Here is a 13203-nt window from a genome sequence, read left to right as displayed (position 1 = left end):
CCCCAGGATTTAGCATTCTCTGCGACAGGTGACCGATACCCCGGCAGCGGAACATCGACGACTCCATCCCTGATGCCTACGCGATCACCTGGATGTGCGGGTCGCTGGCTCGCCAGTGCGGTAAACGACTGGAACCCATCGGGGAGCGCATCAGCGCCCCATTATCCCAGGCACCTTGCCAGCACCCTGCCAACATCCTTCCGCTCGCGAGAGGGGTGACGGGTATGATCAGCGAACTAGCCGAACACAGCATCGTTCGTTCACGCAGGGAAAGAAGTAGACCAGAGGCCAGCGCACCGGGATACACAGTTTTCTCAGCCAAAATTGGTATTAAACACGTTCGCGGTAGTCGTCGAGGGTGAGCCGGATTTGTTGCAACAATTCACGGGCAATCCCACGACCAAATTGCGCCTGTGCCAACGCCTGTACTTGTGGTAGTCGCTCACGCCAGGAATCGACGTCGGTTGGCGGATCATCGGCTAGTGCAGCTTCCCAGAAGGTTTGTAGCGCTTCACAGCCGATGACATCTGCGATCACACTGCGTATTTCAGCCACTAGATCAAGCAACCTTCGGCGCAAGATCACGAGCGTTACATCATCGCTCAGGATACCGTTCGTCCAGGAGCGCACTTCCTGGATGAGTGTTGCAGCCAGCGCACGCGGTTTCCGCTGCGGTTGACTCATGATCAGATCAACCAGGCGCTCAAAGCCCAAAATTGCGCCATCGGCACGCTCGGCTTCGATCAATCCATCGGTGTAAAGAAGGAGGCTCTCACCCGGCGCAATAACTGCGCTCAATTCGGTATATTCACTCTCGCTATCAACCCCTAGCGGTAATCCGCTCACTTCTAACTCGCATACCGTATCGGTAATTAAGAGCGGAAACGTATGACCGGCATTCACACAACGTACCTGACCGGTGTGCGGCTCCAGTTGCAGATAGAGCATCGTTACCATACCGTGAGGAATCTCACTCAAGACGCCTCGATTGACCGCCGCCATCGCTGTTGCCGGATCAGCATGGTAACGTGCTTCGTGGCGAAAGACGGTGCGCGCTACCGCCATCCGCAGCGCCGCAGGTAACCCCTTTCCACTAACATCGCCGATCATGATCCCTTGCCAGCCCTGAGCAAGCGGTAAAAAATCGTACAGATCGCCACCTAAATCACGCGCTGGTAACGAAATTGCAGTAACTTCCCAACCAGGCAGATGTGGGGCCGCTTCCAGCAACAATCCCTGTTGAATATCACGGGCAAGTTGCAGTTCTTGCTCGAGTTCACGTGCCCGCCGCTGCGCTGCCTCGTCAATGACCGGTTCGGCAGGCGGTGGATCAAGCGGAGCGCGTGCTTTCCGCACGGATAGCAGCCTGCGCTGACGATGACTGAGCAGGCTTGACCAGACTCTCCGACGTATCAGCATGTCAGGAATCAGACGACCGTTACGGACAGGCATCTAACGATCTCCTTCAAGCCGAGCGATCCAACGCCGACAACTCTCTACCAGCCAGTGGGCAGCAACTCCTTCGAGCAGGTAATCGGGTGGTATCTGAGCCAACAAGCGTTCCGCGTTGCGATATTCGCGAATAGCATCCGTCATCCGATTCGTTTGCCGATAACACTCGGCTAGATGAAATGCAACCAGTGGATTATCATTGCTGAGATAACGTGCCTTTTCCAAATGTTGGATTGCCAGTGTCGGCTGCTGTTGCCGTTCGTAGATCATTCCCAACAAGAGATAGGCCTCGGTCAGCAATGGATTTAGCTCAAGCGCACGGCGAGCCTCGGCCAGTGCCAGATCGAGATCACCACGGTTGGCGTGGGCTTGGGCAGCAAGTGACAATACGACCGGTGCGTACCGACCGGCCAATGGTACACGTGCGAAGAGGTCTAACGCTGCATCGAGTTGACCACGTTCGAGTAGACGGCGACCTTCGTGGACAACCGTCTCATCGGTAAATAACGCCACCGACTTTTCACTCACACTGGCAGAGCTTGAACGCGATAGATGGGTTGGTAATCGCTTACGCAGCACCGGCGAGCCAGGCACTGCAGGCGACGTTGGCGGGTCTTTGCGGTAGAGAAACGCACCATCGACCGCAATCGGGGTTAGCCGGTCAAAAATATTCCACAGCGTCTCTGAAAAGCCGAGGCAGAGGATACCGCCCTCGGTCAGCACATCGTAGAAGCGTGCCATCAGTGCACGGCAGGTATCGAGGGAAAAGTAGATGGTCACGTTCTGGCAGAAAAGAATATGGGTGCCATAGGCAAGAGCCGGAAAGGGTTCGAGCAAATTATGCTGCATAAAGGTCACGAGTTGACGTACCCGCTGGTGGACGGCCAGACCATTCTCGTGGGGCGTAAAGAAACGTACCCGCTGTAAGGGGGACAGATTAGTTAACGTGCGCCCACGATACACCCCACTTTGCGCTTTGGCTAAGGCAGCAGTACTGAGATCGGTAGCAAGAATCGTGACCGGACGGGGCAGCGGTTCACCGAGTGCCTCTAACACGGTGATGGCGATTGAATACGGTTCTTCGCCAGTAGCACAGCCAGCACTCCAGATTTTAATCGGTGCCCCCGCCGGCAATTTTGCATGAAGAGCGGGCAGGATGGTCTTGCGCAATGCATCCATGTGGGGGCGATTGCGAAAAAAGATCGTCTCGTGATTCAGCAACAATTCAGCCAGTTGCTGCAACTCGGCGCGGTCGGTTGCGAACACCACATCGGCCAGATAGCGCGCTGGCGACCGGCCACAGGCGGCAGCCCGCCGCTCAACTGCACTACGCAAGGTCAGTAAACGCGCATCGTCGAGCACAACCCCGCAATAGTGTGCCAGCACATCGCGCAGTGGGATCAACATCTCTGATGATAGTGTCATGGCATACTCGCAGGTCTGGCAAACCGCTCGCACAACACCACCAGTATCTCTTCGGGCGGCAAGACCATCTCGGCTGCCCCCAGCTCAATGGCTGCCCGAGGCATACCAAAAATCGTGCAACTGGCCTCATCCTGAGCAATCGTCAACCCCCCAGCCCGTCGAATAGCACGCATCCCGACTGCACCATCACGCCCCATACCGGTTAACAGCACCCCTACCGCACTGGCGCCGTAGAGTTCAGCCACTGCCATCATCGCAATATCGATAGAAGGGCGTTGTAACAACAACGGTGACGTATTCAAATGAATCGTGCCATCGGGATTGATCAATAAATCGGATTGATCGGGAGCTAGTACCGCATGGCCGGGGCGTAATGGCATCCCCTCAGTAGCCAGCGCGAGCGGAATGGCGCTTGCCCCGGCCAACCATTCGGCCATACCAATACTGAAGCCATGCGCAATATGTTGCACCACAATGACCGCTGCGGCGAACGTCGGTGGTAGCCCGGCCAACAACTGGCGAACCACCTTTGGACCACCGGTTGAAGCCCCAATAACAACAACCGGAAACTGTCCGGGGGCAACCCGTGCTGTATGCACCTGATGGAGGGCCTCGCCAGAAACATCGTTTAATACTGAAGGTGGATGCCGCCGCCCACGCAAATGGGTCACCACCTTAATCCGGGCAATCAACTTCACCCGCTTAATCAGCATACGGCGCAAATGATCAAGTTCGTCGGGATTGGTCAGGCTGGGCTTTTCCATAACCTCAAGTGCCCCAGCCGCCAGCGCCTCAAAAGATGTTGTAGCATCATGACCGCTTACGGCTGCCGATAACACCAGAATGGGAGTGGGATGATAGGCCATAATCTGGCGAGTCGTTTCCACACCATCCAGCACCGGCATGCGGACATCGAGCGTAATAACATCGGGACGCAACTCGGCAGTCAGCGCAATGGCCGTTTTGCCATCTGCTGCTTCGCCAACGACTCGAATCGACGGATCACTTTCGAGCATTTGCCGTAGCAAACGGCGCACTAACGCAGAATCATCAACAATTAAAACGCGCAGAGGGTCATTCATACATACTACCTACGAATTGCGCCGCCGTTCGGCTCTGCCTCTATTCCATCTCTAACACTAAGCGCACCCGATTGGGTAGGTTGAGCAGATCGATGTCTTTGTTTAGATAATCATCAACTCCGGCCTCAAAAGCGGCACGCTTATCATCAGAAGAGGTCAACATTATAATCCGCAGATCATCCAGGGCCGGATTCTCGCGAATGCGACGACACACCTCATAACCATCGATGCCGGGCATCTGCACATCAAGTACCAGCAAATCGGGTGGTTCAGCAGCAATGGCGGCAAGCGCCTCTTCGCCGCTATGAGCCAGGCGAACCGTATAGCCGTACATCTCTAGCCGCATCTTTACGATGTCGGTAACGAGACGACTATCATCAACGACCAGAATTGTTGGCATAGTTACTCCTCGTGGCCAAGCAATTGCTGAATCACCTTCAGCAAGCTATCCTGATTAAACTGACTCTTCACGATGTAGGCCTGCGCTCCTACTTCCAGACCACGACGACGATGTTCTTCTGAGGCGAGGCTGGTAATTAAAATTACCGGTAGGTCAACGAGGGCCAGGTCGTTTCGGATGCGAGTCGTGAGGGTAAAGCCATCGACACGAGGCATCTCGATATCGCTTACTACCAGATCGTAGGTCGTTGCTCGTAACCTGTCAAGAGCATCGGCTCCGTCAATTGCTACCGTTACATCGTATCCAGCCGATTGGAGAATGCTCCGTAATAACTCACGGGTGGTGAATGAATCATCGACAACCAGCAAGCGTGCCGGAGTGGTAGCAGTCGGTAGAGCTTTCCTTTCCGTGGCCGGCGGGAGTGAACGATGAGTGTTACTTTCGACAAGATAGAACGGATTGATCAACAATATCAACCGACCATCACCGAGTTGTACCGCACCACTTAGAGCCGGACGACGCGCAAACAAGGGGCCGAGCGGTTTAACCACTGCCTCACGTTCGTCAATCAGATCATCAACTAACAACGCCACTCGTTTCTGACGTGCCTTGAGGATGAGCGCAGGTGCCCGCAGATGTCGTTGCAGCGGTGACTCGGCAGGCAGGTCAAGCAGAGCCGCAAGTGGGATGAGACTGATCGCACGTTGTTGATACGTGATCGCAGGCTGGTTATCGATGAAGTACACCTGATTGCGCTGAACCCAGATAATGCTCTGCACTGCGGTTGCCGGTAGCGCCACTACTTGCTGCGCAACCTGTACCAATACGATCTGACTGGTAATCAAGGTGAGCGGAATGGTCAGCGTGACCGTTGTACCCTGACCGACAACAGTATCGATCCGCACCTGACCACCCAGCTCGAGCAGATTGGTGCGTACAACATCCATACCAACGCCGCGACCAGAGATTTCGGTGATCGTTGTAGCTGTCGAGAAACCCGGTTGAAAAATAAGATCGAGTGCTTCTTGCGTATCGAGCTGCCCGGCCCGCTCGGCAGTCAACCAGCCAAGTTCAACCGCACGACGACGCAGCCGGTCCGTATCAATGCCTCGCCCATCATCCTGAATACGGATGCGAATTTCATTCCCTGCGGCCTCGGCGCCGATCCGAACTAAGCCAACCGGTGATTTCCCTGCCGCAATTCGCTCCTCCGGCAACTCAAGACCGTGATCTATCGCATTGCGCACCAGATGCACTAACGGATCCCCAATCAGCTCCAGCACCTTACGATCCAGTTCCGTTGTTTCACCGTATATGTCAAGTTGAACCTGCTTACCGGTAGCAGCCGCCAGATCGCGTACCAGACGTGGTAAACCATTGAAGAGCGTGGCAATCGGCAATAGCCGCACGGCCATCACTTCGTGTTCCAGCTCTTTCACCAACAGATTCTGGTGCAAAAGGTGTCGACCGAGCCGATCAAGCTGGTGTTGAACGTGATCGGTAAGCGTGGTTTGTGTACCGCGCAACTCGGCGAGACGGGCATCGAGCAACTGGCGTTGTGACGGTGAAAAACGGAGACGACCCAGATCATGTTCAAGCGCGAGCAGAGCACGTTGCTGGTGTTCGACCATTTTCTGTAATCGCTCTAACTCTCGTTCCAGTTCGGCAAGCCATTGCTGACCGATGTTCAGCTCACCGGCCAGATTGAATAGACGATCAAGCCGGTCAACACGCACGCGCACTGTCTGGCGACCGGTGCGTGAAGGCGATGCAGTATCAGGTGGCGTCGCGACTGGGGTTTCGGTGGCTGAGGATGTGGCTGGTGCTGGTAGTGGCGGCAATGGTGAAGTGGCAGCAGCGGCTGGAGTCGTCGTATCACCCAGAGCTTGCAGCAGTTCCGGCAATTGAGCAAGCGTGGCTGCTGACAGATGAGGAACTTCGCTGGTCAATTGCATGATCAGATCACCACCGCGAAGTAAGAGATCGATCAATGACCGTTCTGGTATGCGTTTGCCCTGTCTCACTTCATCTAGCACATGTTCTAAGGCATGGGCAAGACGGGCAATTGGCTCAAAGCCCAACATCCTGGCCGAACCTTTAATCGTATGCACCGCCCGAAAAGCACGATCAAGCTCGGCGCGTCGTTGTGCCTCGTCAACCTGTGCCTCAAGCGCCACCAGAGCATCGTTCAAGGTACGAACATGTTCGGTAGTCTCATCACGAAATTGGGTATGAAAGGCGGTTAAATCCATACTCACTACCGATGATCAGATTGCGCCAACCCGTGCAGGCGCGCAGCAATCGCATTCAATTTTGCCGCCGACTCGGCCATATGCCGGGCACTCAGCGCCGATTGACGAGCCACTTCAGCAATCTCCCGCATCGTCTCCACGACCTGCTCACTGGCACTCTGCTGTTGAGCGGTTGCCAGACCAATCTCAGCCGCAGCTTGCGCCGTCCGTTCGGCAACCATCACGATATTGTCCATAACCTGACCGGCGCGATGGGCCAATTCGACGCCACGTTCAACCTCTTTGCTGCCCTCTTCAGCGGCCAACACTGCCGCACTGGTCGCCTGCCGGATTTCGGCAATGACCCCTTTCACCTCTTTCGCTGCTGCCAGCGTGCGATTGGCTAAACTCTTCACTTCGGCTGCAACAACAGCGAATCGACGTCCATATTCACCGGCGCCGGCAGCTTCGATAGCCGCATTGAGGGCAAGTAAGTGGGTTTCATCAGAAATATCATCAATCAGATCGATGATCTCGCCGATCTGCTGCGAACGTTCACCCAAACCGAGCACACGGGTTGAGATGTCTTGCACCCGCTGCCGAATGCGTTCCATCGCCTGAATACTTTCATCAACGGCACTCTGACCGGTACTGAGTTGTTCTAAGGTCTGCTGCGCTGCTTCCGAGACATGCTCAGCGGCCTGGGCAATCTGACGGGCCGTACTACCCAGTTCTTCAATCGTTGTCGAGACTTCGGAAACGGCACTGGCCTGCTCGCTTGCCCCACCCGCCTGTTGTTGCGAATTGGCCTGTAGTTCAGCAGCGGCAGCCGCCAATTCACTTCCCAACTCGACTTGCTGAATGCTACGCTCCATGAGCTGCTCGGTATTGCGCAGCAACTCTTCTGCACGCGCCTGCGATTCGGCCAGTGCACGACTGAGATCACGACTGCTTAACCAGGCCAGGATACTAATCGAAGCTACTGCTATCAGTAAAAAGCCACTGTCAATGAAGAGATTTCCCGCATAAAACGGTTGCCAACCGGCATACTGTTCGGCCAGCAGAAGCGCGAAATATGTCACGAGACTCAGCACACTAACCAGCAAGGTGTCACTACCACTGCCGAGCAGACCGGCACTGACAACCGCCACGAACAGCACACTTACCCGTGCGCCATCAACACCACCAAATAGCAACATCACCAGAACAGCTCCGGTTGTCATGGCCAGAAATAGCCAGCGACGCCCGGCAATTGTTCGTCCGCGCCTAAACGACCAGGTTGCCAGGCCGTATAGCATCAGTCCGATCAGCGTTATCAGACTGGCAAGCACAAACGAGGGTAGGAGCGTATTGTCAGAAAGCCAAAAGCCAAGACCGACGATCCAAAAGATCACCTGAGCCACAGTGCCGGTCACAACTAACCACTGCAACAGAGAACGATTCTCGCGCAGCGCAGACAATTCGGTGAGAGAAAAAGGTGCGGTCTGCGAATTCATAACGCTTCCTCAGTATGATTCAAGCGAAGCCCCAGAGCAAGATCGGCGGCCAATCGGCGCAGATCGAGCACGACAACCGGCTGTTCGTCGAGCAAAGCCACGCCAGTTACCCATGGCAACCGCAAACGTGCAGCCAGGAAGGGGGCAAGTGGCGTGATAGTTGGCGCATCGGCAAGTAGATCAATCCGCACAGCCAGTAATTCTACAACCCGCCGCCGCAAACCGATGGTCAGTGCGTGCAAACGACCAGAAGCTGGTGGATCGGTCGGATCGAGCAGTGGCCCCAACTGATAGCGCAGAATTGCGCGGCCCCGCTCGTCACGATCCACGGTAGAAGGCCAGCCAATCGTATCAATATCACTCTGCCGACCAAGATACCTGCGGGTAATCGTTTCGATAAGCAGGATCACAACGCCTCCTGCACCAGGATCAATAAGGCTGACGGATCTAGAATTGCTATCGGCTGATCGTCATCACGTTGGTACACCGCCTGAATCACTCGCTGAGCCGATCCGGTGAGATTGATCGGCGGAGGGGTGAGGTGATCAGGGGCAATCGTGATCAAATCAATCACTGCATCAACCAGCAATGCCGCATCGGTCGCATGGTGCTGAATCCAGACCAGACGAGTTGAACGATCAAGAGGCGCAGCCGCCAGACCGAGCAGCAGGCGGGCATCGATTACGGTCAGAATCTGCCCCCGCTGATTAATCAGACCGGGAATCATCGGGGGGGCGCCAGGAACCGGCGTCGGTGTTCGCCAGCGCATAATCTCGCGAACCGATGTTCCGGGCAGCGCGTAGTATTCTGACGCTAAACGCATGGTAAGATACCCGGTCGTTGGTGATTGAGCTACTGACGACATCATACGCCATCAACACCTGTCAGATGACCGGTACTTCCGGTGATTACTGTGAGCATACGGCAAGCACGCCGGTTGGTCAAGCGGCTTGCCGGTATCAGCCTGCTATGCTATAATCGCTAGCGGAACAGAGCCGATCAGGCAGGCGGCGAACCATCCGCCTGCCAAATTTGTGTGTCAGAGCGCCGTACAGTCCCGCTGCCATGCGGGCGCCTGTCGGCATAGAGTGAAAGGAGCGACGCCGTGTCGCAACAACTGCTAGAAGAGTTGGGCCGGCGCCAATACCGCACCGACATTCCCGATTTTCGCGTCGGTGACACGGTGCGCGTCGGTGTAAAGGTTGTCGAAGGAAACCGCGAACGAGTTCAGGACTTTGAAGGGGTCGTTATTCGCCGACGCGGCGAGGGGATCAACGAGAACTTTACGGTGCGACGGATCGCATCACACGGCATTGGTGTTGAGCGTACTTTCCCGTTGCACGCCCCGCGCATTGATTACATCAAGGTTATTCGGCGGGGGAAGGTGCGCCGGGCCAAGCTCTATTACCTGCGTGGTCTCGCCGGTAAAGCAGCACGTATTCGCGAGCGCCGAGAAACGACGTAATCCTTACCTCTCAAACGGTCGAGGCGTTGTTTGCCAACGCCTCGATTTTTTCAATCTCTGAGGGCCTATCCAAATACTTCCGTCACGGCACAACGGATGAAACCCGTCGCCGGCGATAGATGATTGGTCTGACGCCGATAGAGTCGCATGATCGACAAGACGAACCCTTATCCCCACAAGTAAACCCTGACAGACCGGAACAGCGGCGCAATGCCCTGGATTCCCACTGCCGGAGGGTCGGTTCACGAACCGCCTCTCCTCCTGCAAGCGGAAAACTCTGTACCTGGAAGGTGACCAGAAGCAAGCATTGCCCACCCTTCACCTCTTGTCAGCCGGTCGTATAATACACATAGCAGAACTCTTTCACAGATGATAGATAATAGGAACAAGGCAATGCAAGAATTTTTTGAATTCAGCCTTGGGGCAAGAGTGTTGTACCAGATCGGGCTGGCCGGTGAACTGGGTCAGGTTATCAGCAGTTCGTTCCCGCAACGTCGGGCCTTCATTATCGCCGATAAGGGCGTCGTACAGGCAGGATTGCTCGATCCTATTCAGGCCGGCCTGGCGCCCATCGAAGTGGTCGGGATGTTCGACGATGTACCGGCCAATTCCTCTGTCGCCAAAGTTGCTGAAGGCGCCGAACAGGCACAGGCCGCCGACGCCGATCTGATCATTGCCGTGGGAGGTGGTAGTCCTATCGATACTGCTAAAGGGATCCGCATTCTACTCACCCTTGGCGGATCGATTCCCGACTATGAAGGGTATAACGTGATTGACACGCCACTAACCCCACTGGTTGCCATCCCAACGACCGCCGGTACCGGTAGTGAAGTAACTCCCATCGCGGTTATTCTCGATGAAGAGAGTCAGCGAAAAATAAGTATTGTTAGTCGCTACCTTACGCCCACCTTAGCCATCCTTGATCCGTTACTGACCCGCACGTTACCACCACGCCTGACAGCAGCCACCGGAATGGATGCCCTCTCTCACGCGATTGAAACGTATGTCTCGACCGAGAACAACCCCCTCAGTGATAGCCTGGCCCTGGCCGCTATCGACATGATTGCCACTCATCTGCGCGATGCTGTACACGACGGCGAGAATATCGAGGCGCGGAGTCAGTTGTTGATCGCAGCCACTATGGCCGGTATCGCCTGTGGGAATAGTCTCTTCGGTGTGGTGCATGCGCTATCACACGCCGTTGGCGGAAAGTTCCCCGTCCATCACGGCACAGCCAACGCGATCTTCTTGCCACCGGCGATGCGTTTCAATAGCGAAGTAGTACCCGATCGCTATGTGCGTATTGCCAGAGCTATGGGCGTCAATGTTGGTGGCCGCAGCAACGCTGAAGTAATTGCCGATGGTATTGCAGCCGTGCGGACGCTGACGGCAGATTGTGGTCTACCAACAAAACTGCGCGAGGTGGGTGTACCGCGTGAAGCACTCCCTGAATTGGCGGAACTGGCTGCCGTTGAACCGGCGATTTTCAACAATCCACGACCGGCTCCCCCCGCAGAACTGCTGGCAATGCTCGAAGAAGTGTGGTGACGAGAACGAAGCTGGAGCAGTCACACCGCTTGCTCCAGCATCCGTTCATAGACTACCGATGACCTACCTGACAGGATTGTTAGCAGACAAAGAGACGCAGCCACATTCCGGGTAGCTGCGTTTGGCACTCGGCACCACTGGCACGGTACATTACTCCTGAGCAACATCATCACGTGCGCTTGCGGCCCGATGCGCAAACAGTTTTTGAAATTTCGCTACCTTTGGCGCCACCACAAACTGACAGTAAGGCTGATAAGGGTTCCGCACAAAGTACTCTTGGTGGTAGTCTTCGGCAGGGTAGAATGTCGTAGCCGGTACGATCTCGGTCACAATGGGATCGCGAAAAACCTTCTGTTCGGTCAGTTCACGCACCAGTTGCTCGGCGATCTGACGCTGTTCTTCAGAGTGATAAAAGATGGCCGAACGATACTGCGTTCCGACATCGGCTCCCTGCCGATTCAGCGTGGTCGGGTCGTGAATACTGAAGAAAATTTCGAGCAACTCACGGTAGCTAATCTGTTCCGGATCAAACGTGATCTGTACCGCCTCGGCATGACCCGTCTTACCACTACAGACCCGTTCATAGGTCGGGTTGGCGACATGCCCACCGGTATATCCGGACACGACATCTTTTACACCCTTGACCTGATCGTACACCGCTTCCAGACACCAAAAGCATCCACCGGCTAAGGTAGCCGTTTCAAGAGCCATAACAAAACTCCTTTGTTCAAATCTTCACCTGTATGTAGTCTACCTCAGTTTACCGGTGGATGCAGGGCAAAAAAGTTCACATTGGTGTTTCTCTATCCTGTCCAGTAAAACCAGGAAAGATAGGAACAGGCGTGGGGGCGAGAGCAAAAAGAGTAGTGCAAAGGGATGCGTGCCCTCCGCTGCCCATCCCTTACATGCGCCGCATCAGCTCGATCAGAGCAGCCGCCAGCTTCTGCCCATCGTGGCGCAACACGCGCACAGCGCGACTCTGCAGCGGATTATCAAGCGACGTTGTATACTGGATAACCGCCGCCGATAGATCGGCCTCGATAACCATACTCCCCTCGATAATCACCCCACGCTGACCATGCACATCCCCAGGCAGCGTTGCTACCTCTTCATAATCACTCGGATCAAGGTATACCGGCGTCTGATGGGCGGCAGCGTAGATGCGGGTCGTCTCTGGATCAATTCGTTGCGCATTCACCAATACGTAATCCGGGGTCAAACCGGCGTACTCCTTAATCACCCGAATATGGTCGGCTACGCGAAACCCACTCGTGCGCCCTGGTTCGGTCATCAGGTTACAGACGAAAATCTTCTTCGCGCTACTCGAACGCACTGCCTCAGCGAACTCCGCCAGGAGAAAATTGGGTAAAATACTCTCGAAGAGACTCCCCGGCCCTAAGATAATCGCATCAGCCTCACGCAGGGCCTCGAGGGTCACGCGCGTCAGCGGCGGTGGTACGGATTCCTTGTTCAAGTGCAACCGACACACATATCGCTCGGCCAGCTCAGGATGGAGATGAATATGGCGTACATCGATCAGCGTTCCATCGTCAAGCTCGGCCACCACATCGAGCGGTTCTGGGGTTGGTACCACATAGTAGACATTCGGCTGGTTAAGCAGCCCCGACGCCCGATAATAATACTCAACCGGATCGGTGATCGGCACGATACAGGTCATCCGATCAACCTGTTCACTTAACCCGGCTAACACAAGCATGCCAGCGCCACCAGAGATCACGACAACGCGACGTGGCCGATGGGTGCGGTCGTAGCCTAACACCAGCTCACCGTCGGCGGGTACCTGTTGCGGTCGTGGGATCACCACCACACCACTAAGCTGCCAGATACCGCCAGCCAACACGAGCAGACCGATAACGAGGAGCAATATTCCGCGCCACGGACGGGGTAGAAATTGCAGGGTCAGCCACCAGACCACTTCAGGCAGACCTTCAACAGTACGGTAGGCGTGGATAAAAAGGTACGCAACTCCCAGCGATATTAGCACGATGCCCACGAAGGTGAGCGAGAGCGACGGGATGAGATGACGTAATGCACTCAGGCGATTAATAATCTGTTTCATGAACTTCTGCATTGTTTCCTGGCA

Annotated in this window: 12 protein-coding genes; 2 read left to right on the top strand and 10 right to left on the bottom strand. The window is 55.4% G+C overall.

Features of this window, described 5'->3' with window-relative positions; all coding sequences use genetic code 11:
- Window positions 1–330: 330 nt before the first annotated feature.
- Genes JE47_RS0110450 through JE47_RS0110415 form a run of 8 tightly spaced genes read right to left on the bottom strand, consistent with a single transcriptional unit; the run spans window position 331 to window position 8954 of the window.
- A complete protein-coding gene (locus tag JE47_RS0110450; RefSeq protein ID WP_031459703.1) occupies window positions 331–1452 on the bottom strand; it encodes a PP2C family protein-serine/threonine phosphatase in 1122 nt (373 codons plus the stop codon).
- Entirely contained in the window at window positions 1453–2877 is a 1425-nt protein-coding gene (locus JE47_RS0110445) for a CheR family methyltransferase (protein ID WP_031459702.1), read from the bottom strand.
- Complete coding sequence (cheB, locus tag JE47_RS0110440; protein ID WP_031459701.1) at window positions 2874–3959, bottom strand: chemotaxis-specific protein-glutamate methyltransferase CheB; 1086 nt, start codon at window positions 3957–3959, stop codon at window positions 2874–2876. Before cheB ends, JE47_RS0110445 begins: the two co-directional genes overlap by 4 nt.
- Window positions 3960–3999: 40 nt before the next feature.
- Window positions 4000–4359, bottom strand: coding sequence for a response regulator (locus JE47_RS0110435; protein WP_031459700.1), 360 nt, complete (start codon window positions 4357–4359; stop codon window positions 4000–4002).
- Window positions 4360–4361: 2 nt separating this feature from the next.
- Window positions 4362–6611: a hybrid sensor histidine kinase/response regulator gene (locus tag JE47_RS0110430; RefSeq protein WP_031459699.1), complete on the bottom strand. Its 2250-nt coding sequence runs from the start codon at window positions 6609–6611 to the stop codon at window positions 4362–4364.
- 5 nt (window positions 6612–6616) lie between these two features.
- Entirely contained in the window at window positions 6617–8086 is a 1470-nt protein-coding gene (locus tag JE47_RS0110425; protein WP_031459698.1) for a methyl-accepting chemotaxis protein, read from the bottom strand.
- The gene (locus tag JE47_RS0110420; RefSeq protein ID WP_031459697.1) at window positions 8083–8496 is read right to left on the bottom strand and encodes a hypothetical protein; all 414 of its coding nucleotides are present in this window, start codon (window positions 8494–8496) and stop codon (window positions 8083–8085) included. Before JE47_RS0110420 ends, JE47_RS0110425 begins: the two co-directional genes overlap by 4 nt.
- A complete protein-coding gene (locus tag JE47_RS0110415; protein WP_031459696.1) occupies window positions 8493–8954 on the bottom strand; it encodes a chemotaxis protein CheW in 462 nt (153 codons plus the stop codon). Before JE47_RS0110415 ends, JE47_RS0110420 begins: the two co-directional genes overlap by 4 nt.
- 237 nt (window positions 8955–9191) lie before the next feature.
- On the opposite strand from JE47_RS0110415, the gene rplS reads away from it, so the two are divergent.
- Together rplS and JE47_RS0110405 are read left to right on the top strand one after the other, a co-directional pair.
- Window positions 9192–9551 (top strand): 50S ribosomal protein L19, encoded by a 360-nt coding sequence (rplS, locus tag JE47_RS0110410; protein WP_028458755.1) that lies wholly within the window; start codon window positions 9192–9194, stop codon window positions 9549–9551.
- Window positions 9552–9944: 393 nt separating this feature from the next.
- Window positions 9945–11099 carry an iron-containing alcohol dehydrogenase gene (locus JE47_RS0110405; RefSeq protein WP_031459695.1) on the top strand — a complete coding sequence of 385 codons (1155 nt, stop codon included), beginning with the start codon at window positions 9945–9947 and terminating at the stop codon, window positions 11097–11099.
- A 150-nt stretch (window positions 11100–11249) separates the two neighbouring features.
- Here the strand turns inward: JE47_RS0110405 and msrA are convergent, their stop codons facing one another.
- Together msrA and JE47_RS0110395 are read right to left on the bottom strand one after the other, a co-directional pair.
- Entirely contained in the window at window positions 11250–11810 is a 561-nt protein-coding gene (msrA, locus tag JE47_RS0110400) for a peptide-methionine (S)-S-oxide reductase MsrA (protein WP_031459694.1), read from the bottom strand.
- Window positions 11811–12000: 190 nt separating this feature from the next.
- Entirely contained in the window at window positions 12001–13179 is a 1179-nt protein-coding gene (locus JE47_RS0110395) for a gluconeogenesis factor YvcK family protein (RefSeq protein ID WP_031459693.1), read from the bottom strand.
- Window positions 13180–13203: the final 24 nt, after the last annotated feature.

Origin of the sequence: Chloroflexus sp. MS-G (genome assembly GCF_000735195.1) — a bacterium.
GTDB lineage: Bacteria > Chloroflexota > Chloroflexia > Chloroflexales > Chloroflexaceae > Chloroflexus.
This window is presented reverse-complemented; position numbering and strand designations above follow the sequence as displayed.

Excerpts from the sequence above, each read along its gene's own strand:
- JE47_RS0110450 (WP_031459703.1), bottom strand. The coding sequence starts at position 1,452 with ATGCCTGTCCGTAACGGTCGTCTGATTCCTGACATGCTGATACGTCGG.
- JE47_RS0110445 (WP_031459702.1), bottom strand. The coding sequence starts at position 2,877 with ATGACACTATCATCAGAGATGTTGATCCCACTGCGCGATGTGCTGGCA.
- cheB (WP_031459701.1), bottom strand. The coding sequence starts at position 3,959 with ATGAATGACCCTCTGCGCGTTTTAATTGTTGATGATTCTGCGTTAGTG.
- JE47_RS0110435 (WP_031459700.1), bottom strand. The coding sequence starts at position 4,359 with ATGCCAACAATTCTGGTCGTTGATGATAGTCGTCTCGTTACCGACATC.
- JE47_RS0110430 (WP_031459699.1), bottom strand. The coding sequence starts at position 6,611 with ATGGATTTAACCGCCTTTCATACCCAATTTCGTGATGAGACTACCGAA.
- JE47_RS0110425 (WP_031459698.1), bottom strand. The coding sequence starts at position 8,086 with ATGAATTCGCAGACCGCACCTTTTTCTCTCACCGAATTGTCTGCGCTG.
- JE47_RS0110415 (WP_031459696.1), bottom strand. The coding sequence starts at position 8,954 with ATGATGTCGTCAGTAGCTCAATCACCAACGACCGGGTATCTTACCATG.
- JE47_RS0110405 (WP_031459695.1), top strand. The coding sequence starts at position 9,945 with ATGCAAGAATTTTTTGAATTCAGCCTTGGGGCAAGAGTGTTGTACCAG.
- msrA (WP_031459694.1), bottom strand. The coding sequence starts at position 11,810 with ATGGCTCTTGAAACGGCTACCTTAGCCGGTGGATGCTTTTGGTGTCTG.
- JE47_RS0110395 (WP_031459693.1), bottom strand. The coding sequence starts at position 13,179 with ATGAAACAGATTATTAATCGCCTGAGTGCATTACGTCATCTCATCCCG.